This window comes from Enterobacter cloacae complex sp. P2B, assembly GCF_014895985.1.
GTDB classification, from domain to species: domain Bacteria; phylum Pseudomonadota; class Gammaproteobacteria; order Enterobacterales; family Enterobacteriaceae; genus Enterobacter; species Enterobacter bugandensis.
The window spans coordinates 57,947-81,845 of sequence record NZ_JADBQQ010000027.1; the positions used below are offsets into that span (position 1 = coordinate 57,947).

Sequence of the window (23,899 nt, forward strand, 5' to 3'; positions counted from 1 at the left end):
TAATTCTTAGAATCGGATCACATACCGCTTCGTTCAATACGGGTATTATCCCACGCGCTGAAAAACATAACCCATAAATGCTAGCTGTACCAGGAACCACCTCCTTAGCCTGCGTAATCTCCCTTACGCGGGCTTATTTTTTGCCTTCTCTCTCCTCAATCCAGGCAATGAGTTCGTCGATTTGCTTCTCTGAGAACACGGCGATCCCATTCTCAGCGAGCAACGACGCAGCAACCCCCATCCCCGCTTTCTGTATACCGCGAAACGATCCGTCATAAATAAACTCACTGCCGCACGTTGGGCTGCCATCGGTTAACAATGCAGCGCTACACCCCGACTCCTGAGCAGCGCGTAGCGCAAGCCAGGCTGCAAGCTGATACTGCTCAGTAACGTCCTGCCCGGTATTTTCAATAATTCTGGCTTGGCCGCGCATTACGTCTTTGCCATCAGCGGACATAATCTCTGCCGGAGGACGCGGTACAGGCAGCCCGGCAGCCAATTCAGGGCAGTGGATAACCAGACGTTGTCCCTGTTGCCAGCGAGCGAGTTGCGCTTTCATTCTCGCTTTTTCACTTCCGTTATAACGGACCCTGAAGCCCATCAGGCACGCGCTTACCAAAATTTTATTCATCATCACTTTCCTGTGATTACGTTAATATCATCGCTGGAGTGTAACGCGCTTTCGGGCATATTTTATTCCTTTCATCCTGTTCTTACCCGCTTTTTTCCTCTCTGCTATACACTCTTACTAACGCTAAAAAAGGGAGCAGCGAGGATGGCAACCTATCCAGACAGTTTATTGATTCTCAATGGCAAAAGTGCAGGCAACGATCCGTTGCGTCAGGCGATTATGGGTTTGCGTGACGACGGCGCACGTATCCACGTGCGCGTGACATGGGAAAAAGGCGACGCGGCACGCTATATCAACGAAGGCTTAGCGTTAGGTATCAGCACCATCATTTCCGGCGGCGGCGACGGCACCATCAATGAGATCGCCTCTGCGCTTATCGACCTGCCACCGGCAGATCGCCCGGTGATGGGCATATTACCGCTCGGCACCGCCAATGATTTTGCCACCAGCGCCGGGATCCCGGAAGATTTAGAGAAGGCGCTTCAGCTGGCGATCCTCGGCAAAGCCACCGCCGTGGATATCGCCCAGGTGAATGACAAAACCTGCTTTATCAATATGGCGACGGGTGGATTCGGCACGCGCATTACCAGCGAAACGCCGGAAAAACTGAAGGCGGCGCTGGGCGGTGTGTCATACCTGATCCACGGTTTGATGCGCATGGACACCCTCAAGCCGGACCGATGCGAAATTCGCGGTGAGGATTTTCAGTGGCAGGGTGACGCGCTGGTGATTGGGATTGGCAACGGACGTCAGGCAGGCGGCGGACAGCAGCTCTGCCCGGAGGCGCTGATTAACGATGGTCAGCTACAGCTGCGCATTTTCACCGGCGACGGTCTGCTGCCCGCGCTGTTTACCACGCTGACGCAGCCGGAAGAGAGCCCGAATATCATTGACGGTAAATCGGCGTGGTTCGAGGTGAATGCGCCGCACGGGATGACGTTTAACCTCGACGGAGAGCCGCTTAGCGGGACGCAGTTCCGCATTGAGGTATTACCCGGCGCGCTGCAGTGCAGGCTGCCGCCGGACTGTGTGCTTTTGCGCTGATGTTTCACACGGTGCGCGATGATGCCCTCACCCCAACCCTCTCCCACAGGGAGAGGGAGATGGAGACGTCAGGCAATTGTGACTTTACTGTCCAGATAGACGTCCTGAACCGCATTGATCAGCTTCACACCGTCGGCCATTGATTTCTTGAACGCCTTACGGCCAAGGATCAGCCCCATGCCGCCCGCGCGCTTGTTGATAACCGCCGTACGCACCGCGTCTGACAGGTCGGTATCACCGCCCGCCGCGCCGCCGGAATTAATCAGCCCTGCACGACCCATATAGCAGTTCGCCAGCTGGTAGCGCACCAGGTCGATCGGGTTATCGCTGGTCAGCTTGCTGTAAACGCGATCGTCGGTGTAGCCAAAGTTCACCGCTTTATAGCCACCGTTATTCTCCGCCATTTTCTGCTTCACGATGTCCGCGCCGATGGTGGCCGCCAGATGGTTCGCCTGGCCGGTCAGGTCGGCGGAGACGTGATAATCCACCCCGTCTTTTTTGAACGCCGAGTTACGCAGGTAGGCCCAGAGCACGGTAACCATGCCCAGCTCGTGCGCGCGCTCAAACGCTGCGGAGATCTCTTCAATCTGACGACGGGACTGTTCAGAGCCGAAGTAAATCGTCGCCCCGACCGCCACCGCCCCCATGTTGAACGCCTGCTCGACGCTGGCGTAGAGGGTCTGATCATACTCGGTGGGGTAGCTGAGAGTTTCGTTGTGATTCAGCTTCACGAGGAACGGAATGCGGTGGGCATAGCGACGCGAAACCGAAGCCAGCACGCCGTAGGTGGAGGCTACACAGTTACAGCCCGCTTCAATCGCCAGCTCAACAATGTTCTTCGGATCGAAGTAGAGCGGGTTCGCCGCGAAAGAGGCGCCCGCCGAGTGCTCAACGCCCTGGTCCACCGGCAGAATAGAGAGATACCCCGTACCACCGAGTCGCCCGGTGTTATAGAGCGTCTGCATATTTCGCAGAACCGCTGGCGGACGGTTGTTATCCACCATCACGCGGTCAACGTAGTCGTGGCCAGGCAGGTAAAGCTGGTCGGCTGGAATGGTCATACAACGATGCTGTAAAAGGCTGTCGGCGTCTTTGCCAAGCAACTGCGCAATATCAGTCATGTGATACTCCCGTAAATCCGACGTCGTGTCGGTGTGTGTTTATCCAGTCCCATCTTTTATGGGCAGACTAAGCCTGGTACCGACTTAACAGATTTTCCACCATATGCATTTTTTTTCAGCACAATCTGCTGGCTCGATTCGTGTACAACAAAACTGTTACATTGATCAAACAATCGCCACAAAGGTATTTAAAAGGTATTATTGAGTGGTATGTTAAAGGCGTACCTTATCTGACATGCAGGATTAAAAAATGAAAACGAAAGTCCAACTGTCATTCATGATGTTTGTTGAATGGTTTATCTGGGGCGCGTGGTTTGTGCCATTGTGGCTGTGGCTGAGCAAAAGCGGGTTTACCGCCGGGGAAATTGGCTGGTCTTACGCCTGTACCGCGATTGCCGCGATCCTCTCTCCTATCCTGGTCGGCTCGCTGACGGACCGCTTCTTCGCCGCGCAGAAAGTGCTGTCGGTGCTGATGTTCGCCGGCGCGATCCTGATGTACTTCGCCGCGCAGCAAACCCAGTTCAACACCTTCTTCCCGCTGCTGCTGGTCTATTCCCTGACCTATATGCCGACCATCGCGCTGACCAATAGCATTGCCTTCGCGAACGTGGACGACGTTGAGGCTGATTTCCCGCGTATCCGCGTGATGGGCACCATCGGCTGGATCGCCTCGGGGCTGGCGTGCGGGTTCCTGCCACAGATGCTCGGCTACAGCGATATTTCCGATACCAATATTCCGCTGCTGATGACCGCAGCCAGCTCCGCCCTGCTCGGCGTCTTTGCCCTGTTCCTGCCGAACACGCCGCCGAAAAGTACCGGCAAGCTGGATTTCAAAGTCATGCTGGGGCTGGATGCGCTGGTCCTGCTGCGCGACAAAAACTTCCTGGTATTCTTCTTCTGCTCGTTCCTGTTCGCCATGCCGCTGGCCTTCTACTACATCTTCGCCAACGGCTATCTCACCGAAGTGGGGATGAAAAACGCCACCGGCTGGATGACGCTCGGCCAGTTCTCTGAAATCTTCTTTATGCTCGCCCTGCCGTTCTTTACCAAACGCTTTGGTATTAAGAAGGTCTTACTGCTGGGCCTGATTACCGCCGCCATCCGCTACGGCTTCTTCGTCTATGGCGGTGCGGAGCAGTACTTCACCTACGCCCTGCTGTTCCTCGGCATCCTGCTGCACGGCGTGAGCTATGACTTCTACTACGTGACCGCGTACATCTACGTGGATAAAAAAGCGCCGGTGCACATGCGCACCGCCGCGCAAGGCCTGATTACGCTGTGCTGTCAGGGGTTTGGTAGCCTGCTGGGTTACCGCCTGGGCGGCGTGATGATGGAAAAAATGTTCGCTTACAAAGAGCCGGTGAATGGGCTGACCTTCAACTGGGCCGGAATGTGGACATTTGGTGCAGTCATGATTGCCGTGATTGCCGTGCTGTTTATGCTGTTTTTCCGCGAATCGGATAAAGAGATCACCGCAATTGAGGTGGTTGATGGCGATACCGCGCTGACACAAGGGGAAGTTAAATGAAACAAGACCGTATTCTCGGGGCCCTTTACGGCCAGGCGTTAGGGGATGCGATGGGCATGCCGTCGGAGCTGTGGCCGAGAAAGCGCGTCAAGGCGCACTTCGGCTGGATCGACCGTTTTTTACCCGGCCCGGCAGAGAATAACGCGGCCTGCTATTTCAAACAGGCAGAGTTCACCGATGACACCTCGATGGCGCTGTGCCTGGCCGATGCGATCATCGAGTGCGATGGGGAGATTAACGCGGACGTTATCGGCAAGCATATCCTGAACTGGGCGCTCGACTTCGACGCGTTTAACAAGAACGTGCTCGGCCCGACCTCCAAAATCGCGCTTAACGCGATTCGTGACGGGAAGCCGGTCAGCGAACTGGACAACAACGGCGTGACTAACGGGGCGGCGATGCGCGCCTCCCCGCTGGGCTGCCTGCTCCCGGCGACGCGGCTGGAGCACTTTGTGGGCCAGGTGGCGCAGGCCTCTAGCCCGACGCATAAATCGGATCTCGCGATTGCCGGCGCGGTGGTGATTGCATGGGCGGTTTCCCGCGCCATCGATGGGGAACGCTGGCAGAACATCGTCGATGCCCTGCCGGGGATCGCCCGCTATGCGCAGGAGGCGAAAACCACCACCTTCAGCGCGTCGCTCGCGGCGCGCATTGAGCTGGCGCTTAAGACCGTGCGGGACGCCAACGGCATCGACTCCGCCAGCGAGCAGATTTATCAGCTCACTGGCGCAGGTACCAGCACCATTGAGTCCGTTCCGGCAGCCATCGCGATGGTGGAGCTGGCGGGAACCGACCCGAACCGCTGCGCCATTTTATGTGCCAATCTGGGTGGCGATACCGACACCATTGGCGCGATGGCGACGGCCATCTGCGGCGCGCTCCACGGCGTGCAGGCCATTGACCCGGCGCTCAAAGCCGAACTCGACGCCGTTAATCAGCTCGATTTCGGTCACTACTGTGAAAAACTGCTGCACTTCAGGGAGCAAAGGGAGGGCGTATGAATTCTTTTGCCCAACGTCTCGACACCCTGCACGCCACGCGCCCGGTGACGGTACTGGGCGCGGCGGTGATTGACGTCATCGCCGACGCCTACGCCCTGCCCTGGCGCGGGTGTGATATCGAGCTTAAACAGCAGGGGGTGAATATCGGCGGCTGCGCGCTGAATATCGCCATCGCCCTGAAACGGCTCGGCATTGTGGCGCAAAACGCCCTTCCCGTCGGCCACGGCGTGTGGGCGGATATTATTCGTAACGCGATGGCGAAGCAGGATCTGCACAGCGCCGTGGAGGCTGAAACCGGCGACAACGGCTGGTGTCTGGCCCTGGTGGAGCCTGACGGCGAGCGCACCTTTATGTCCTTTAGCGGCGTCGAGAACCAGTGGCAGCAGCGCTGGCTTGACGAGCTAAACGTCCCGCAAAATAGCCTGGTTTATCTCTCCGGCTACCAGTTGGCCTCGCCGTGCGGCGAGCTGCTGACGGGCTGGCTTGAAGGGCTGGAGGACGTGACGGCGCTTATCGATTTCGGCCCACGCATCGCGGATATCCCCGACGCGCTGATGGCGCGGATTATGACCTGCAGGCCGATCGTGTCGCTTAATCGTCAGGAAGCGGAGCTCGCTGCTGAAAGGCTGGGCGTTGAGGCTGAAAACCTGGGCGAGGAGTGGCAGCAGCGCTTCGGCGCCGCGCTGATTGTGCGGCATGATAAAGACGGTGCTGCCTGGTATGACGGCGACGCATCGGGCGTTGTTCCGGCGTTCCCCGCCACGGTAGTGGACACCATTGGCGCTGGCGACAGCCACGCGGGCGGCACGCTTGCCGGGCTGGCGGCGGGATGGTCGCTGGCAGACGCCGTTCTGCTGGGCAATGCCGTGGCGTCTTGGGTGGTGAGCCATCGCGGCGGCGACTGCGCGCCCACTCGTGAGGAATTACTCCTCGCACACAAAGACGTATAGGTCGCTGCGACAGTAGCTGATGCTGTACTCAATCGGCCGGTGCTGCTGGTCAAGCGCAACCTGCTTGATCACCAGCACCGGTATTTTTTCGTCCATCTTAATGTGCGCCTGAAACTCGCTGTCCGGCATGCGGGCGCTGACCCGTGAACGGGTGCGCTGCGGGAAGATATTCTGACTGCGGAAGTAGTCGTACAGCGAAATTCCTATCGCATCCGGTTCGGGAATGAGCCCAACCGGCACCCAGGACTCTTCAATCGACACCGCATCGTCATCCACATAGCGAATACGCTTCAGCAAAAAGACGTCGCTGTTCGGCTCCAGCGACAGGTGACCCGCCACCTCTTCCGGGCATTTCACCACGCGTTTATTGACCCACAGCGTATTAGGCGTTTTACCGCGTAGCACCACCTGCTGAGAGAACCCGCGCGCTTCCTTGAGCGAGTATTCAAAGATGTTGTTAATTTGCGTGCCGTAACCCCGGGCACGCGTGACAACGCCCTCGGCTTCCAGCGCCTGCATCGCTTTGCGCACGGTGATCCGCGACACGCCGGTTAACTGGCTCAGATCGCGCTCGCCGGGCAAAATGTTCCCGTGCTCCAGCACGCCGCTGCGCACCGCGTTTTTTACCGTTTCGGCAAATTTCAGGTACAGCGGCGTGTTGTCAGGCGCGGCGATCCGTTCAGTCAGTTGAGCGATTAACCGGGTATGCGCTTGTTCCATCTCTGTTTTCTCAGGCGTGGTGTTTCCTGCCAGTATACTGGGTTACCACCATGCATGAAAATGATGAACCGGCCCAATACCGTGACCGACTTCCAGAGTATCGGCTTTTGCCAGCGCCGCCGAGAGCCAGATTTTCGCTTCTCGCACCGTATCAGCCCAGCCGTCATGCCGCGGGCGCAGCGCCGCCAGCGCGGCGGAGAGGGTGCACCCCGTGCCGTGGGTGTTTTTGGTCTGTACGCGCGGAGCCGTAAAACGTTGCTCGCCGTCGCGGGTAAAGAGCCAGTCCGGGCTTTCAGCGTCATCCAGATGACCGCCTTTCATCAGCACCGCCCCGCAGCCCATCGCCAGCAGCGCATACCCCTGCTCTTTCATTTCGCGTTCAGTTTGCGCGTGCAGCGTGCCTAACAGCGCGGCGGCTTCCGGCAGATTGGGCGTGATGAGCGCCACCTGCGGCAGCAGCTTATTGCGCAGCGTCTCAACGGCGGAGGCGGAGAGCAGTGGATCGCCGCTTTTTGCCAGCATGACGGTATCCAGCACCACGTTTTGCACCTGATAGCGTTTAAGCCGCTCGGCCACCGCCTCCACAATGTCCGTTTCGGCCAGCATGCCGATCTTGGTGGTATCAATCCGCACGTCGCTGAACACCGAATCCAGCTGCGCGGCAACAAAATCCGGCTCGATACGGTAGACCGACTGCACGCCGCGCGTGTTTTGCGCCACCAGCGCGGTAATCACCGAGCAGCCGTACGCGCCAAGGGCCGAGAAGGTTTTCAGATCGGCCTGGATGCCCGCGCCGCCGCTGGGGTCGGTGCCGGCAATGGTCAGGGCGTTAATCCGCTTCATGCCTGTTCCTCCAGCGTATAGAGCGCATCCAGGAAGGCGCTGGTAAAACTGCCCGGGCCATGCGACTGCGCAGCGGCGACCGTTCCGGCCCGCTTCATCCATCCGCAGGCGGCAGCAATGTTATCCAGCCGGTCCCCCGGCAGCGAGCTGCTCGCCGCCACAACGGCAGAAAGCGCGCACCCGGTGCCCACTACGCGCGTCATTAACGGGTCTCCGCCCGTTACCGTTCGGGTCCGCTCTCCGTCAGTGATGTAGTCCACCTCGCCGGTGACCACCACAATGGCATGGGTCTGGCGGGCCAACGCCTGAGCGGCAGGCAACGCGCTGGCGGCGGTGTCGGTGGTATCAACGCCGCGCCCGCCCGCGCTCATTCCGGCCAGAGCCAGGATTTCGGAGGCGTTGCCGCGAATGGTGGTCGGGTTCAGGGCCAAAATTTGATGGCAAAAACGGGTGCGGAACGTCAGGGCACCCACCGCAACCGGGTCCAGCGTCCAGGGTTTGCCTGCCGCCACCGCGCTTTCAATCGCCCGACGCATCGACTGGGCGCGCGGTGCGGTCAGCGTGCCGACGTTGATTAACAGCGCATCGGCTATCGCGGCAAACTGTTCGGCCTCTTCGGCCTCAATCACCATCGCCGGGGATGCGCCAAGGGCCAGCAAAACGTTGGCCGTAAAGGTCTGTACGACATCGTTGGTCATACAATGAGTCAGCGGAGAACGGGTACGGAAGTGGTGTAAAACGTGTAAATCGAGCAGGTCAGGCTGCATGGGTTCGCTCCTGCCTTGCGTGAAGAAGCGATGACCGGGAAGGCATCTGACTTCCCTACGCTGGCATTATCCAGATCAGGTAATACGGGTATTTCTCAGCCTTCACAAAGAAGGGCACCCCGAGTCATTTGGTAAGAATTGACTTACTTTTTTCCAGATTAGGGGAAGTTGCTGGCTGACGCAAGCGCCCTTGTGGGGATCGCTTCTTCACGCAGGGTTGGTGCGAAAGAAAAGGCTAGCAGCGATAATTACAGAACTATTATGCCACTTCTTTAAATCAACGCCATTCGTTATTACATTTCCATTACGTCCAAAAAACATCCACTTTTTCAGCGTGTAAAAAATAGCTCGAACAACATAATTTTTTCCGCTTTCAGTCAGTCTCTTTTACGTTTCATTAATCATTAAAACTTATTTCGAATGAAATATAAAGTAATCCACAAACCGTTTAACCCTGCTAAACATTTAGCCTCTCAATCAAGGGGTTACCGCGAAACTCGCGTTTGGCCCCTCATCTTATAAGTTAATGTAAACATTGAGATATTTCCCTTCACCTCTTAAAAATTCACTTTGGATATTCATGCCATTTATGATTTAGATCAATATCCAAAAGATCGCATTAATTGATAGTTACTGCACGTTACGAATTAAGTTATTTATTCAAAATTTAACGTAACTCCGTTATTTTAATCGGGCGTAACCAGACGTTACATCAACACGCCAGGATAGCCAGCCTTGCCCATTTTTACTTTTTAAATGATGAGTGTTTTACAAATGAAAGTTGTTAAAAATGCCGTTACTGCTTTTGTATTTGGTGTTATTTTCACTGGCTCTATGAACGTAACTCAAGCAGCTGATGTAAACATAAACCTTAACGATAACGTATTCAATTCAGGTACTTTTATTCAGGTTCAGGGCACTGACAAAACCGCTTATAATCTGGATAATATGAAAGCTGAGAATGTAAAACAAGACGGGCAGATCTATAACTTACAAGGCGATCGTGAGCGGATGCAAAACGAGATTGACGCAAGTAATGGTAATATCAGCACTAACGCCAATAATATTTCCTCTCTTCAGACTTCTGTCTCTGGTGTCGATCATGAAGCTAAATTAGCAGGCGCTCTTGCTGACACCGCTAATAAAAAAGGTGATGCGGCGTTACAGGGCGTGCTGACTAACGGAACTGCAATTACTAATATTGAAACTGTTAACGCTGTCCAGGATAGCCGCCTTGCAACTGTTGAAGCTACTAACGGTATACAAGATGGCCGCCTGTTAGCTCTTGAGAATGCACCAAAACCAACTAACGGCGTTGATGGAAAAGACGGCGCTAAGGGTGAGAAAGGCGATACCGGCGCACAGGGCGTTGCCGGAATTAACGGACGTGACGGAGCGAATGGTAAAGACGGCAAAGATGGAAAAAATGGCGTGATGACCACTGTGACACGCACGCAGGTAGACACGGCAACACAGGCTAAAGTCGCTACTAATAGTCAGGCGGTTACGGCCGAGGCTCAGGAGCTGCAGGCGACCAAACAGACATTACAGGCTCTGAATAACAACACTAACCAGCAATTTAAATCGCTGCGTGAGGAAGTCGATAATAACAAGAAAGAAGCAAACGCGGGTATCAGCGGCGCGATGGCGATGGCCGGTTTACCTCAGGTGCAAACAAATCAGCGCGTGATGTTCTCGGCTGGCGGTGCGACTTACAACGGTGAAAGCGCGTTAGCGGTTGGGGCGTCTGTTAACTTTAACGAACATATGGTTGGTAAAGTGAGCTTCTCTGATGACACAGCAAATAATATGGGGCTTCAGTCGGCGTAGGGATTGGCTTTTAATAAATAACCAGTATGACAAAATACATTGTTATCTCTGTAATAGTGTACCTGATGCTTATTATCGTTGGCGCATGGTTAGGTATTATGTATCAGGCTTATTATATTTGCGGCTATTAAACCTTCTTCTATAGAATATATTTCACCAAAGGTATCATCGTAATGATAAAGTCACTCTTAGCGGTATTAATAGCTGGCGCTGCCATCCTGCTTTCTGCGTGTACTTCACCTGCTCAGCGCATGGCCGAATGTGAACGCCAGGGCATTAGCAAAGATACCTGCTACCTGGCTGAGCAAAATCGCCAGAATGCTTATAATGAAGTCGCACAAAACGCAGCATGGGCGAACGCGCGTGATGCCGCAGCGGGTACGGGTATCTGGGATAAAAAAGACGCGAAACAACATGCTCAGGCGGCCAAAGCGGTACACGCCTTTAAATGGGAAGGAATGAAGATCACAATTAAAGGCGAGATCCTGGATGTCGATGGCGTATTGGGCGCGCTGGATGAAAATGAGCCTCAGGCAAAAGTTTATTCACAAGGGCTATACACCTTCATTTACTATCCTGCTAAAGGCAAATTAGCGGTGAGTAAAGAAGGAAAGTTTGAAGGCTACGCAACAAAGATTAAATAGAAAACAGAGGCGACACCTGTCGCCTTTTTAATTTTCAGGCCTTAACGTATTACTCTAGCTGCCACGCCCCGGCCTCAATAAGCGATGCGGTTCCCGTCCAGGCAAACAATGCCAGTTCGCGCGCCCCTTCATCAGGATAAATGCGGCTGCTCAGGCACGCCTCCCCTTCATTGATAAACACTTCCACTGACGAGCTGTCAACGAACAGGCGCAGGCTTAGCGTGTCGTTCAGGTTCAGCGCGACGCTTCGGGTACCGCACAGGCCATACTGCGGATAATAACGCTCCAGCACCAGGCGCTGCATCTGCGCATCAACGTAGAGACGGAATCCGTCGCCAAGACGAATGCCGTACTGCTCCGCGCTGCTGTTAGCACAGTCCCACTGCAGAATGACCTCCATCGCATCGCAGCTTTCCACCTGAACGATCTGCTGATTGTTGAGCGTGCTCACCGGCCAGGGGAACCACGCTCCCCGCAAGCTTTCCACTTCTCTGGCTGGCCGCATCTGCAGGCGGTTATCCGCGCTTAGCATCAGCTCGCGCGGTAAAGAGAGCATGCCAGCCCACCCGTCCTGCTGTTCCGGAAAGGGAGATTCCCACATGTCCAGCCAGCCGATAACGATGCGGCGGCCGTCAGGCGTCAGGAAGCTTTGCGGCGCATAGAAATCATGCCCGCTATCCATCTCCACAAACTCACCTTCACGCGCGAAAGGTTGGCCGGGCTGCCACTCCCCCAGCAGATAACCGCTCTGGAAAAGATTGCGATTTTTGAATCCCTCCGCAGCCAGCCCCTGAGGTGAAAACATCAGCACGCGTTTGCCGTTGAGAGTGAAAAAGTCCGGGCATTCCCACATATAACCCATATCTTTTTCGGCCACCGCAAGCACGCCCATATCCTGCCATTCGCGCAGGTCGTCAGAACGGTAAACGCACACCTGGCCCGTCTCGCCATCCCGCGCGCCGACAACCATGTACCAGCGCTCCCCTTCACGCCACACTTTTGGATCGCGAAAGTGATGCAGCCCAGGCGGCGTGTCAACGATCGTTCCCTGTCGCGTAAAATGAACGCCATCACGGCTGGTTGCCAGGCACTGCACCTGGTAAAGGTTAGCCTCGTCATCCGGATCGCCGTGGAATTTGTGGCCGGTATAAATCAGCGCCAGCGTATCGCCATCCACCACCGCCGAGCCGGAAAAACAGCCGTCCTTATCTTCTGGCCCTTCCGGTGCCAGCGCCACCGGGAGGTGTTCCCAGCGAACTAAATCCTTGCTGCGCGCATGGCCCCAGTGCATCGGCCCCCACTGGGTCGAGTACGGATGATGCTGGTAGAACGCGTGATACCAGCCGTCAAACCACACCAGACCATTCGGGTCGTTCATCCAACCGGCCCGCGCGGCGAGGTGGTAACGCGGATACCAGCGCAGGTTAAGATCGCCGCGTTTGGCCTGTAATGATTGTTCAGCTTTGGCAATGGAATACATCATTTGTTTACTCTTTTCAGTCAGATAGTGGAGGGTTGCGGCATGAGCGGGTCAGAAGAAGACTTACCCGAGCGCAACAGGAAGATGGAGATAAGCGTGGTGCTGAACACTAACAGCCCCATAATGAGATAGGATTGGGCAAAGCCGTATTTCTCATAGCTGTAACCCGCCAGCGGCGACAGCACAGACGCAATCACCGAGCTTGTACAGGCAAAGCCCACCAGATAGAGCGTGGAAGAGAGCCGCTTATCAAAATGTAAGCTGTTGTATTTAAATACCGAGACCAGCAATACGGGCAGTTCTACCGCGTGCAGCAGCTTGGTAATGGAGATGAGCACCGGCCCCTCAACCAGACCAGATGCCACCATACGCATTGCCATCACCATTCCCGCGAATATCAGGCCGTTTTTCGCGCCGAGGCGGTTCACCAGCCACGGGGCGCAAAACATGCCCGCCGCCTCAAGGAAAACCTGGAAGGAGTTGAGATAGCCGTACATGGCGTTACCTTCCTGCAACGTCGGGAACTGTGATGAGAAATAGACCGGGAACTGCTGATCGTAAACGCCGTAAATGCAGGTGCCGATAACAAAAAACACCAGCGCCCAGAAACGCGGTAGCGTCAGCAGGCGCAATGCGTCTTCCAGCGTCACCTTGCCACCGGACACCGCTTCCTGCATGGCATGCGGTGCGGAAGAGACCCGCAGGCGCGCGAGCAAAACAAAAAACACCAGCCCGGCGCCGCTCGCGACAGCGAAATTCAGCTTCGGATTGATGTTAAACAGGAGCCCCGCAAAAAAGGTTGCCGCCGCCCAGCCAAGCGATCCCCACATTCTCGCCTTGCCAAACTCAAACTGGCTCTGACGGGCCACGCGTTCGGTATAGGATTCCAGCACCCCAATCCCACCGTTAAACGTCAGGCCAATAAAAATCCCGCCGAAAATACTGCCCAGCAACACGTTAATTTGCAGCAGATAGCCAAACAGCAAAAAGGCCGGACCGGAAAGAATAAGCAGACTGGTCAGAAACCAGAGCAGGTTTTTGCGCAGGCCGAGTTTGTCCTGAATAAATCCATAGCAGATTTGAGCAAACAGCGCGGAGACGGAAAGCACGGCATAGATAACGCCCGTATCCCCCGCTTTTAACCCCACTTCCTGGTGGAGCCAGATAGAGAGCAACGAACCGGAAGATGACCAGGTGACAAAAAAGAAAAACAGTAATGCGCTCAGTAAGGGATAGCTGTGAGAGTGATGCGTTTTCATCATGGCATTCTCGTGTTGGAGTAATGACCCCAATGGTAACGTTAACATCCATGCTTTCTCATGCTGCCTGATGAAGATTTAAGATGTTAATCACGAAAGTTAACGTTAACATTAAGGAAGTGAGATCGCGATCATAAATTCATAACTGAGGTAAGCATGACTTAACCTGGTCATCAGCCTTCCTTTTACATCAGCGACTTAGTTGTATACCCTCTCACAGAGCATAAACGGAGTAAGAAAATGGCTTCCCTGAAGGACGTCGCAAAGCTGGCTAACGTATCGCTGATGACGGTTTCCCGCGCGCTTAACAGCCCGGAGCGCCTTAAACCGGAAACGCTGGCGCGCGTACAGTGGGCTATCGAGCAAACCAGCTACGTTCCCGATCTGTCCGCCAAGAAAATACGCGGCGCGAATGCTTCGCCTAAAACCATAGGCGTGCTGGCGCTCGATACGGTCACGACACCTTTTTCGGTGGAGATTACGCTGTCCATTGAAGAGACGGCCAGGATGCACGGCTGGAATAGCTTCGTCATGAATATGTTTGCTGACGACAATCCGGATGCCATTGTTGATCTTCTGCTCTCCCACCGGCCTGACGGGATTATCTACACCACGATGGGGTTACGTCAGGTTCCTCTTCCTGCCAAGCTGCTCACCCTCCCCTGCGTGCTGGCCAACTGCGAGAGTGTCGGTGAAAAGGTCGCCAGCTATATCCCGGATGATGAACAGGGGCAGTACGCCGCCGTCAGGGCATTACTCGCAGAAGGCTATCGGCAGCCCCTGTGTCTGCATTTACCTGTGGGCCATCTGGCCACAACCCGGCGCCGTCAGGGGCTTGAACGCGCCTGCCGTGAAGCCGGAATCGACCCGGACAGCCTGGAACATGAATATATGGCGCACGGGGATGAGCATTATCGTGATATTCCGTCCGCATTGCTGGCACGTATCCGGAACGGCATCCCGCGGTTTGATTCCGTTATCTGCGGTAACGATCGGATCGCGTTTATGGTGTACCAGACGCTGCTGGCGCAAGGGCTTCGCATCCCTGAGGATGTCGCGGTTATCGGCTATGACAATATGGTGGGCATTGGCGAGCTGTTTTTGCCGCCTCTTTCAACGGTTCAGTTGCCCCACTACGAAATTGGTCGCCTGAGCGCCCTGCACATTATTAACGGTGAACAACACCGGGAAACGACGCGCGTTGAAAGTCCATTTTTAATGCGTGATTCCATTGCGCGCGCCATGTGACTACCGCTTTTTGTCGTTGATGGAAAAAGAAGGGGGTATGAAGGCAGCATACCCCCTTCTTTTGTCAGCCAATGGCACGATTTGTCACACTCTTTTCTGTCATTTAACAACCCAAACAAACGCCGAATAAGCAATTGTTTTTATTGCCAATAAAGTGCAATTTTCTTTTTAAAAATGGTGATATTACCTCTCCTGTGCTCCATGTCACAAAACAGTAAACAAATTAACCATTGAGCCCCGTGACAAAAGGCTCTATATTGGCGGCGTTTTTTTCAGGCCCCATCTGTTTTTTAACTTTTTATTCAATCGTGGCTCATAGCGAAGCGGCGGTTGTAGGAGTGATATGATGACGGATAAAGTCCGTATTGACACCGTAGATGCCCACAAAAGCAACGAAACCTATCTGGCCCGTCAGGCCGAGTTTGAATCTAACGTCAGGAGTTATCCGCGCAAACTGCCTTTAGCGATTACTAAAGCAGAAGGCGTGTGGATCACCGATGCAGATAATAAAGAATACCTTGACTGTTTAGCAGGCGCAGGGACCCTTGCGCTTGGCCATAACCATCCTGATGTGCTGAAAAGCATCCAAAATGTCATTACCAGCGGCTTGCCGTTACACACTCTGGATCTGACTACGCCTCTGAAAGACGCGTTTTCTGAATATCTGCTCTCTCTGCTGCCTGGTCAGGGCAAAGAGTACTGCCTGCAGTTCACCGGTCCATCCGGTGCCGACGCCGTTGAAGCGGCGCTGAAGCTGGCGAAAAAAGTGACCGGCCGTAGCGGTATCATCAGCTTCTCTGGCGGTTACCACGGCATGACCCACGGCGCACTGTCCGTGACCGGCAACCTGTCTCCGAAAGAAGCGGTTGACGGTATGATGCCAGAAGTGCAGTTCATGCCTTACCCGCACGAGTACCGCTGCCCGCTGGGTATCGGTGGTGAAGCGGGCGTGAAAGCGCTGACTTACTACTTCGACAACCTGATCAACGACGTTGAAAGCGGCGTGCGTAAACCTGCCGCGGTGATCCTGGAAGCCGTTCAGGGCGAAGGCGGCGTGAACCCGGCTCCGGCTGAGTGGTTGCAGCGCATTCGTAAAGTGACTCAGGAACACGGCATTCTGCTGATCCTCGACGAAGTTCAGGCTGGCTTTGCCCGTACCGGTAAATTCTTCGCCTTCGAACACGCGGGCATCGAGCCAGACATCATCGTGATGTCTAAAGCGGTTGGTGGCGGTCTGCCGCTGGCCGTGCTCGGTATCAAAAAGCAGTTCGACGCATGGGCGCCAGGCCACCACACCGGTACTTTCCGCGGCAACCAGTTGGCAATGGCAACCGGCCTGACGACGCTGAAGATCCTGAAAGACCAGAACATCGCGGGCAAAGTGGCTGCACAGGGCGAATGGCTGAAAGGCCAGCTGAAAGAGATGGCAAAACGTTATCCGGTCATCGGTCACGTGCGCGGTCTGGGCATGATGATCGGTATCGAGATCGTTAAGCCACACGAAGCTGCTGACCATATGGGCTGCTTCCCTGGCGACGGCGAGCTGTCTGCGCTGATTCAGAAGAAGTGCTTTGAAGCCGGTCTGATTCTGGAGCGTGGTGGTCGTAACGGTATCGTTCTGCGCCTGCTGCCTTCCCTGCTGATCAGCGACGAAGAGCTGAAAATCTTCCTGGATAAATTCGAGCAGGCACTGCTTGCTGCGGGCGTTCGCCCGGCGTAACCGGAGTAGTTGATTACGATGTCAGATTCAAACCCAATTTTGTTCTCCTCTGCGCAGAGCATTGAAGCTTACCAGCAGGCGATTGAACAAAGCACTCAGGCTGTGATGCAGTGGCTGAAGCAGCCTGAGATGTACCAGGGCAAAACGGTCGCGGAGCTGCGCGACCGTATTAAGCTGGATTTCAACCCGAAAGGGCTGGGCAACGAAGCGGCGATTGAACGCGCCGTGGAGTTCTTCCTGAAAGACAGCTTGTCCGTTCATCACCCGCAGTGTGTGGCGCACCTGCACTGCCCAAGCCTGGTGGTAAGCCAGGCGGCGGAAGTGCTGATCAACGCCACTAACCAGAGTATGGACTCCTGGGATCAAAGCCCGTCCGCAACCATTATTGAGATCAAACTGATCGAGTGGCTGCGTACCCGCGTGGGTTATCAGGCTGGCGACGCGGGTGTGTTCACCAGCGGCGGTACCCAGAGCAACCTGATGGGTCTGATGCTGGCGCGTGACGCATTCTTCGCGCGTCAGGGCCACTCCGTTCAGCAGGACGGTCTGGTGGGCGATCTGCGCAAAATTCGCGTGCTGTGCTCCGAGAACGCGCACTTCTCCGTGCAGAAAAACATGGCGCTGATGGGCCTGGGCTATCAGTCCGTAGTGCAGGTGAAAACCGACGAGTTCTCCCGCATGGATCTGAGCGATCTGGCGGCGAAAATCGAGCAGTGCAACGCGAACGGGGAGCAGATTCTGGCCATCGTCGCGACGGCAGGTACTACCGATGCCGGTGCTATCGATCCGCTGCGTGCCATTGCTGAACTGGCGGCGAAGCAGAACATCTGGGTACACGTTGATGCGGCCTGGGGCGGCGCGCTGCTGATGTCCGATCAGTATCGTCACTACCTGGACGGCATCGAGCTGGTGGATTCCGTCACCCTGGACTTCCACAAGCAGTTCTTCCAGACCATCAGCTGCGGCGCGTTCCTGCTAAAAGAAGCGCGTCACTATGAGCTTATGCGCTATCAGGCGGCCTACCTGAACTCTGAGTTCGACGAAGAAGCGGGCGTGCCTAACCTGGTGTCCAAATCTCTGCAGACCACCCGTCGTTTCGACGCGCTGAAGCTGTGGATGAGCCTGGAAGCGCTGGGTCAGGAGCAATACGCGGCGATCATCGATCACGGCGTAACGCTGGCGCAGCAGGTTGCAGCCTACGTGAAAGAGCAGCCTGCTCTGGAACTGGTTATGCAGCCACAGCTGGCAAGCGTGCTGTTCCGCTTCCGTGGCCAGGTGCAGATGGACGACGCGGGCATCGCCCTGCTGAACCAGAAAATTGGTGATGCGCTGCTGGAATCCGGCCGTGCAAACGTCGGTGTGACCGAGCATAACGGCATCACCTGCCTGAAGCTGACTCTGCTGAACCCAACCGTGACGCTGGAAGATATCAAAATCCTGCTGTCGCTGGTTGAGCGCACCGCGCAGGAAGTTCTCGCGAAGTAATACAAAACCCCTCTTCCGTCGGAAGAGGGGTTATCTTTATACGCCTGCCCACCACATTCTGATTTTCAATCCCCAGTAGCTCGTCCAGCCCGTTGTGGTACTGACTACTTTCCCCTTTGACACAATCACCAGCGTCGGCGTTACGCTCACCTGCCACTGCTGCGACACGGCACCGTTTGCATCGTTAATCACCGGCATACTCAAGTTTTTCTTTTCAGCCCAGCGAGCGAGCTTTGCATCGTCACCGGAGCGCATGGCAATGCTCACGACGTTACCACCCTCTTTTGCCAGCTTATCGATCGCAGGTGTCGTATAACGACAGATGCTGCACCAGGTTGCCCAGACGTAAATCAGCAGGGGGCGCTCCTTGCTGAGCGCCGAGATATCGTGAATGTTACCGTCGATGCTCTGCATAGGCGTTGCGCTAAAGCTGGCGGGTAATGACGGCTTTCGGTATTGATCCACGCCCCACATAACCGCCAGCGTAAGCAGAATGAGTATGATCCCTTCCCGCGCCCAGCGGCGCAGGCGACTCAATTTACGGTTATCCATTATGACCTCTCGATTTAACGGAGGTCATCTTAGCGGGCTATTCGGCGTCATGCTGTAAAGAAGTGTCGCGTCACTTTATTCCGGGGTATAGCCGTAGTTGTAATGGCTATAACCCGAGTGGTAATAGAACGCAGCGGATTTCACAATATCATTGAGAATCGCGCCTTCAACCTGGACGCCCATCTGCTGCAGACGCTTCCGACAGTTTTCGATCTCTTTGACGCTGGTTTTACCGAAACGGGCAACCAGCAACGTGGTTGCCGCGGCTCTGGCGACGAGTAGCGCATCCGTCACGGCCAGCACCGGTGGCGTGTCGACAATCACGATGTCGTACTCTTTGTCTATTCGTGACATTACCGTCTGGAAGCGCTCATTCATGAGCAGCTCGACAGGATGCGAAGGCTGAGGCCCACAGGTCAAGACATCAAAGCCACCTTTCTCGAAGCGTTGAATCGCATCCTGCCACTCTACGCTTCCCCCCAGCACGCCGGACAACCCATGCTGGTTGTTCAGTTTGAAAATATTGTGAACATATCCCTTGCGCATATCCGCATCAATAAACAGTACCCGTTGACCTGCCTGAGCGGCAATCGACGCCAGCGAGGTGCTCACCAAAGTCTTTCCGCAGTCCTGCGAAGGGCCTGAAATCACCACTATCCGATTAACGGCATTCATCATGGTAAAATGCAGACTGGTGCGTAACCCGCGCACCGCCTCGACAAATATATCCGCCGGACGGTCAACGGGCAGGAAAGGTACGTTTGACGTCCTGTGCTTCCAGTGGGAAGCAAACAGCGTCTTTCTGCGCAAATGCGTTTTTTTCCATAGCCACACTGAACGCGGGAGCGTAGCCAGAAGAGGCATTCCCTGCGCTTCCAGCTGTTCAGACGAGGTGATGCCCCGTTTAAACGCAGAGCGCACCAACACCGTTCCTGCAGAGAGCATCAATCCCACCAGCATACCGAACACAATGATAATCACTTTGTGCGGTTTGACGGGTCCAGGCTGCGTTACTGCCGGGTCAATGATCCGCACGTTTCCGATGGCGCTGGAGCGCGAGATATTCAGCTCCTGCTGACGCGTCAGCAGCTGCAGGTAGATGGTGCGCCCGGACTCAACGTCACGGCTTAAACGCAAAATTTCCTGCTGCGTTGAAGGCATGGATGAGACGCGGTTATTCAGGCGCGTACGTTCCTGCTCCAGGGTCTGTTTTTTTTCCCGTAAGGCGCGATATGTTGGGTGATCCTTTTTGAAAAGCTGAGAAACTTCTGCTTCGCGGAACGTCAGCTCGTTAAGCTGATTTTCCACATTAACAACCTGATCGAGAACCGTCTTCGCCTCAAGAGATAGATCGACAGAATCGCGCTGCTCTCTGTAGGCGTTCAGTCGTGCTTCTGCTTCATCCAGTTCGCGCCTGATTTTAGGTAATTGGTCCTGTAAAAACGTCAGGCTGCGGGTATCTTTAGCTTCCTGGCGCGCAATATTCTGGCTGAGATAATTTTCAGCAATGGTGTTGAGCACCACGGCTATCTTGTCAGGGTCCTCGCCCGTCAGCGTTAAGGTGATAATTCCGCTCTGCTTCGCCGACTCAGAAACAATGAGTCGGCGCTGAAGGGCGTTAATTGCTTCAAGCTTTGTGACGGTTTTGAGGGCAAACCGGGTGCCTGGTGCCGCACTGAGCGAGGTGACAAGCAGCGTTACTCCGTCTTTAACCAGCGTTTTCCCAACAACGCCATCAGCCTCAAGCGTTTTTCCTTCGAGGTGATACCGGCCCTGCTCCTGAACGGTCAGTAAAAGTTCCTGTGGCTTGTCTTCCAGAAGAGGAAGAGTAAGCGCGCCAATTGTCAGTTCATCGGCTTTATGCCCTCGTTCCAGCAGCGGCCCAATGACGGGCAGCACGCGCCGTTTGACGCTGTACGTTAGCCCCAGCTTATCAACGGTTTCTCCCAGAATCATCCGCGACTTGAGCAGCAAGAGTTCGGGCGCAACATCAGGTGAAAGATCGGTACCAAACTGGCTTAAGCTTTTGAGCAACGAGTTGTCCTGCTTCGCTTCTATCTGCACAAGGGCATCAGCCTGATAGATCGGTGTGACGCTATACGCATAGATCCCGGCGCATACGGTGAACAGGAGCGTGATGCACGCTATCATTACCCGATGATCAAACATCTCAGCCAACAGCTGAATGAGATCAATTTCATTATCATGCGGTGTCGCAGCACCAAATTTGTCTGATTTATGAGACGACATTACTGCTTCATTCCTTGTTGACGCAAACGACGAGCCCATTCCTGACTGGCTTTTCCTAACTGCTCGAAAACATATTCGAAGGCTTCCCGGCTTTTGCGATACGGGTCGGGTATGTCCTTTGTTTCCAGCCACTGACCAAACAACAGCGATTTCCCCCGATTCTCCGGCGCCACTGAGGCAATAAAACGGAGATGCTCTGGCTCCATCACCAGAATCAAATCGGATTTTTGTAACAGAAAACGTGTGACCTTACGCGCCACGTGACCTTCCAGCGAAACGCCATGACGTAATGCGACTGCTTTTGCAGTCGCATCCGCCGGGCGTCCTTCAAGCCCGAAAATACCTGCCGAGGTCACCTGCGCGTCGGGTAGCTGCTGGCGCAACAGCCGCTCACCAATCGGTGAACGGCAAATATTGCCGGTGCAAACCACGAGAATTGAATTGAACATTATTGCGGCCACGACCTGATGTAACGGACGGTTTCGGTCAGGTCATGTACGCCACTGATGGTGGGTACCAGCTGGGCGATCACACGATTCCAGCGTGAAAGCGGTGCCGTCGTGACATAGACAATGTCGTACGGTTCCAGCTCGAATTCTGTGCTCAGCACCATGGCTGAGGCATCTTCCGCATTGAGTTGATAGATGTTGGCGATTTTATCTTTCTCGCCTTTTCGTGAAACCGGGCGAATAACAAAAATCCCGGTTGCATCGGCCATATTCTGGTTCAGCCCGCCTGCATTCCCCAGGGCTTCGGCCAGCGTCATGCCGCTACGATCCATCTTAAGGGTGCTCTGTTTAACCACCTCGCCCATCACAAACACTTTCAGCGCGTCGTTCCGGGGAACAAACAGGATATCGCCCGGATAAAGAAGCTTATTTTGGGTTAAATCGCCATGTTGCATCAGAGCATAGAGTGAAAGGCGCGAGTCCTGGCCATCATGCGTGAGCACGACGTTACGCCAGTCGGCATCCGCAGAGAGACCGCCCGCGGCGTTCACCGCATCCATTACCGTCAATGGAATATTGGTTATTGGCTGCTGGCCCGATTTCTCAACCTCTCCGGTGATATAGGCTTTTTGAGAACGGAAGGAGGCAACGCTGACGTCCACCTGAGGGCTCTCAATGACCTCATCCAGCCGCGCGGTGATCTCCTCACGTACCTGCGAAACCGTTTTGCCCGCCACTTTCAGCTTGCCGACGTAGGGGTAGAAAAGCGTACCATCGGCGTTAACCCAGTTACCCGCTTCGCTCGCGCTACGGTACTGCCCTGCGGGCGTCGTGAGTTCAGGGTGATCCCAGACGGTGACCGTTAAAATGTCCCCTGAGCCAATGCGGTATTCCCAGTTTTTGAGCTGCTCATCCAGAGTAGGATTTGCCTGAGATTTAGAAACGGGTGGGCGAAGTTTTTCAATCAATCCAGGGGTTAAAGGAAAAACTTCCACGCGTTTGTCCAGCGGATCGTTAATTTCCTCACCGGTAGTGACTTTTTTCCCGGAAAGACTTAAGTTCTGGCCTGGTGAAAATACACATCCTGTTAGCTGGCTGAGCGTCAGAAAGGACAGTAAAAGAGCAGTTGTATTTTTCATTTATATAAAATGTTGATTTATCGTTGCGCTGGGTAGTTAACTCGCAAAAGAAAGCAAGCAAGTCATTGAAATATAGTTATTTATTATTTCCCCGCGATGCTGTAAAACACACGTTCGCTGTTGTTTAAAAAGTTAAAAAACAGCGCACAATTGCGCAAGAAAACGGAGAGTAATAATACTTTATGCGCCGCGATATTAAATGTTATCCCTTACGAAAGCATTCGCTTAACGGTGCTATTTTGACGTATAAACTTATTTTCAGAATAGATTAATAAAATAATAAAAATAACAAATATTCCGCACAATCAACATTCACCGCAATGATGAGCATCACCGTTATCGACTACCCAAACCCCTCCACTTTTGTTACATTTTTTATCAAAAGCATCATGCTTTGATACTTAAAATAGACCGTCTGTCTTGTGCTGCGTGCCCTGCAGACGAAAGTCTCTGAAACAATATCACTGGAGAAAAAATGGCTAAGCGTAAATTGCTGCTTCTGGGTGTATTACTGTCTCTGGCGGGCTCCGCGTTTTCTGCCCCGCAAACCGCCGCTGCGCCATCGGGCATCAAGGCCTATGAAGAACAAGAGTTCATCGCCGATTTCACGAAGTTTAAAATCGGCGATACGGCACCGGCGCAGTATCAAACGCCGGAGTACACCATTAAACAGTACCAGTTGCGTAACCTTCCGGCACCGGATGCCGGTACCCACTGGACCTACATGGGCGAAAACTACGTCCTGATTGGCGATGCAGATGGCAAAATCTACAAAGCCTACAATGGAGATATTTTCTATCATCGCTGATACGATCGTAATCCGTCCGTGGCAGGAGAGCGACCGCCCTTTCCTGCGTACGCTCTACCTCCACGCCCGGCGTGAAGCCTGGCCGTGGCTGGACAGTTCTGCGTGGCAGCTTGAAGATTTTGACGCGGCAACCCTGGACGAAGAGATTTGGGTGGCGGAGCAGGATGGGCACCGACTTGGCTTCGCCTCAGTCTGGACGAACGATAATTTTCTGCACAACCTGTTTGTCGACCCGCAGTATCAGAGCCTGGGCGTCGGACATGTGTTGCTTGAGCACGTACAGAAGACGTTTACCAGCACGGGCTCACTCAAGTGTCTGGTGAAAAATGCGCGGGCTATTACGTTTTACCAGCGGCACGGCTGGCACATTGAGGCGACGGGGAATTCTCCTGAGGGAGAGTACTATCTTATGCATTACCGGCTTGGGTAA

At 54.5% G+C, this 23,899-nt stretch carries 22 protein-coding genes and 1 riboswitch; of the genes, 11 read left to right on the forward strand and 11 right to left on the reverse strand.

Going from position 1 to position 23,899, the window contains the following annotated elements; all coding sequences use genetic code 11:
* Positions 1 to 133: 133 nt before the first annotated feature.
* Positions 134 to 634 (reverse strand): DUF523 domain-containing protein, encoded by a 501-nt coding sequence (locus IM313_RS21750; RefSeq protein WP_192971303.1) that lies wholly within the window; start codon positions 632 to 634, stop codon positions 134 to 136.
* A 141-nt stretch (positions 635 to 775) separates the two neighbouring features.
* Here IM313_RS21750 and yegS point away from each other — a divergent pair, with 141 nt between their 5' ends.
* Positions 776 to 1,675 (forward strand): lipid kinase YegS, encoded by a 900-nt coding sequence (gene yegS / locus IM313_RS21755; RefSeq protein WP_049000327.1) that lies wholly within the window; start codon positions 776 to 778, stop codon positions 1,673 to 1,675.
* 68 nt (positions 1,676 to 1,743) lie between these two features.
* Here the strand turns inward: yegS and fbaB are convergent, their stop codons facing one another.
* Positions 1,744 to 2,796 carry a class I fructose-bisphosphate aldolase gene (fbaB, locus tag IM313_RS21760; protein WP_008500869.1) on the reverse strand — a complete coding sequence of 351 codons (1,053 nt, stop codon included), beginning with the start codon at positions 2,794 to 2,796 and terminating at the stop codon, positions 1,744 to 1,746.
* A 250-nt stretch (positions 2,797 to 3,046) separates the two neighbouring features.
* Here fbaB and IM313_RS21765 point away from each other — a divergent pair, with 250 nt between their 5' ends.
* The 3 genes from IM313_RS21765 to IM313_RS21775 are packed head-to-tail and all read left to right on the forward strand — an operon-like array spanning position 3,047 to position 6,275.
* Entirely contained in the window at positions 3,047 to 4,324 is a 1,278-nt protein-coding gene (locus IM313_RS21765) for a nucleoside permease (RefSeq protein WP_063437105.1), read from the forward strand.
* Positions 4,321 to 5,325 (forward strand): ADP-ribosylglycohydrolase family protein, encoded by a 1,005-nt coding sequence (locus IM313_RS21770; RefSeq protein WP_192971302.1) that lies wholly within the window; start codon positions 4,321 to 4,323, stop codon positions 5,323 to 5,325. Before IM313_RS21765 ends, IM313_RS21770 begins: the two co-directional genes overlap by 4 nt.
* A complete protein-coding gene (locus tag IM313_RS21775; protein ID WP_192971301.1) occupies positions 5,322 to 6,275 on the forward strand; it encodes a PfkB family carbohydrate kinase in 954 nt (317 codons plus the stop codon). Before IM313_RS21770 ends, IM313_RS21775 begins: the two co-directional genes overlap by 4 nt.
* Here IM313_RS21775 and IM313_RS21780 read toward each other — a convergent pair.
* From IM313_RS21780 to thiM, 3 genes are read right to left on the reverse strand one after another with little or no spacing between them, the layout of a single operon-like run.
* Positions 6,249 to 6,995: a GntR family transcriptional regulator gene (locus IM313_RS21780; protein ID WP_028013821.1), complete on the reverse strand. Its 747-nt coding sequence runs from the start codon at positions 6,993 to 6,995 to the stop codon at positions 6,249 to 6,251. The two genes, IM313_RS21775 and IM313_RS21780, sit on opposite strands and share 27 nt — an antisense overlap.
* A 42-nt stretch (positions 6,996 to 7,037) precedes the next feature.
* Positions 7,038 to 7,838, reverse strand: a complete 801-nt coding sequence (thiD, locus tag IM313_RS21785; protein ID WP_192971300.1) for a bifunctional hydroxymethylpyrimidine kinase/phosphomethylpyrimidine kinase — start codon at positions 7,836 to 7,838, stop codon at positions 7,038 to 7,040.
* Complete coding sequence (gene thiM / locus IM313_RS21790) at positions 7,835 to 8,605, reverse strand: hydroxyethylthiazole kinase (protein WP_192971299.1); 771 nt, start codon at positions 8,603 to 8,605, stop codon at positions 7,835 to 7,837. Before thiM ends, thiD begins: the two co-directional genes overlap by 4 nt.
* A gap of 35 nt (positions 8,606 to 8,640) precedes the next feature.
* Positions 8,641 to 8,737, reverse strand: a riboswitch (TPP riboswitch).
* Positions 8,738 to 9,379: 642 nt separating this feature from the next.
* Between thiM and IM313_RS22650 the strand changes: the two genes are divergently transcribed.
* Entirely contained in the window at positions 9,380 to 10,435 is a 1,056-nt protein-coding gene (locus tag IM313_RS22650; RefSeq protein ID WP_226837324.1) for a YadA C-terminal domain-containing protein, read from the forward strand.
* Between the two features lie 173 nt (positions 10,436 to 10,608).
* Complete coding sequence (locus IM313_RS21800) at positions 10,609 to 11,079, forward strand: hypothetical protein (RefSeq protein WP_192971298.1); 471 nt, start codon at positions 10,609 to 10,611, stop codon at positions 11,077 to 11,079.
* Positions 11,080 to 11,128: 49 nt separating this feature from the next.
* Here the strand turns inward: IM313_RS21800 and IM313_RS21805 are convergent, their stop codons facing one another.
* Together IM313_RS21805 and IM313_RS21810 are read right to left on the reverse strand one after the other, a co-directional pair.
* Positions 11,129 to 12,562 (reverse strand): glycoside hydrolase family 32 protein, encoded by a 1,434-nt coding sequence (locus IM313_RS21805; RefSeq protein ID WP_192971297.1) that lies wholly within the window; start codon positions 12,560 to 12,562, stop codon positions 11,129 to 11,131.
* 17 nt (positions 12,563 to 12,579) lie between these two features.
* Positions 12,580 to 13,821, reverse strand: coding sequence for an MFS transporter (locus IM313_RS21810; RefSeq protein ID WP_028013826.1), 1,242 nt, complete (start codon positions 13,819 to 13,821; stop codon positions 12,580 to 12,582).
* A gap of 237 nt (positions 13,822 to 14,058) precedes the next feature.
* Between IM313_RS21810 and IM313_RS21815 the strand changes: the two genes are divergently transcribed.
* From IM313_RS21815 to IM313_RS21825, 3 genes are all read left to right on the forward strand, one after another.
* On the forward strand, positions 14,059 to 15,066 hold the full coding sequence (locus IM313_RS21815; protein ID WP_193034335.1) for a LacI family DNA-binding transcriptional regulator: 1,008 nt from the start codon (positions 14,059 to 14,061) through the stop codon (positions 15,064 to 15,066).
* 343 nt (positions 15,067 to 15,409) lie between these two features.
* Complete coding sequence (locus IM313_RS21820) at positions 15,410 to 16,786, forward strand: diaminobutyrate--2-oxoglutarate transaminase (RefSeq protein ID WP_014884533.1); 1,377 nt, start codon at positions 15,410 to 15,412, stop codon at positions 16,784 to 16,786.
* 18 nt (positions 16,787 to 16,804) lie between these two features.
* Complete coding sequence (locus tag IM313_RS21825) at positions 16,805 to 18,271, forward strand: aspartate aminotransferase family protein (RefSeq protein ID WP_192971295.1); 1,467 nt, start codon at positions 16,805 to 16,807, stop codon at positions 18,269 to 18,271.
* A gap of 36 nt (positions 18,272 to 18,307) precedes the next feature.
* On the opposite strand, the gene IM313_RS21830 is transcribed toward IM313_RS21825, so the two are convergent.
* The 4 genes from IM313_RS21830 to IM313_RS21845 all read right to left on the reverse strand — a co-directional run bounded on the left by IM313_RS21830 (position 18,308) and on the right by IM313_RS21845 (position 22,661).
* Positions 18,308 to 18,823: a protein disulfide oxidoreductase gene (locus tag IM313_RS21830; RefSeq protein ID WP_192971294.1), complete on the reverse strand. Its 516-nt coding sequence runs from the start codon at positions 18,821 to 18,823 to the stop codon at positions 18,308 to 18,310.
* Positions 18,824 to 18,898: 75 nt separating this feature from the next.
* Positions 18,899 to 21,073 carry a polysaccharide biosynthesis tyrosine autokinase gene (locus tag IM313_RS21835; protein WP_192971293.1) on the reverse strand — a complete coding sequence of 725 codons (2,175 nt, stop codon included), beginning with the start codon at positions 21,071 to 21,073 and terminating at the stop codon, positions 18,899 to 18,901.
* A complete protein-coding gene (locus IM313_RS21840; RefSeq protein ID WP_028013831.1) occupies positions 21,073 to 21,522 on the reverse strand; it encodes a protein-tyrosine-phosphatase in 450 nt (149 codons plus the stop codon). Before IM313_RS21840 ends, IM313_RS21835 begins: the two co-directional genes overlap by 1 nt.
* Positions 21,522 to 22,661 (reverse strand): polysaccharide export protein, encoded by a 1,140-nt coding sequence (locus IM313_RS21845; RefSeq protein WP_192971292.1) that lies wholly within the window; start codon positions 22,659 to 22,661, stop codon positions 21,522 to 21,524. The genes IM313_RS21840 and IM313_RS21845 overlap by 1 nt, the downstream gene beginning before the upstream one ends.
* 475 nt (positions 22,662 to 23,136) lie before the next feature.
* On the opposite strand from IM313_RS21845, the gene IM313_RS21850 reads away from it, so the two are divergent.
* Together IM313_RS21850 and IM313_RS21855 are read left to right on the forward strand one after the other, a co-directional pair.
* Complete coding sequence (locus IM313_RS21850) at positions 23,137 to 23,469, forward strand: RcnB family protein (protein WP_008500887.1); 333 nt, start codon at positions 23,137 to 23,139, stop codon at positions 23,467 to 23,469.
* A complete protein-coding gene (locus tag IM313_RS21855; protein ID WP_045259769.1) occupies positions 23,420 to 23,899 on the forward strand; it encodes a GNAT family N-acetyltransferase in 480 nt (159 codons plus the stop codon). The genes IM313_RS21850 and IM313_RS21855 overlap by 50 nt, the downstream gene beginning before the upstream one ends.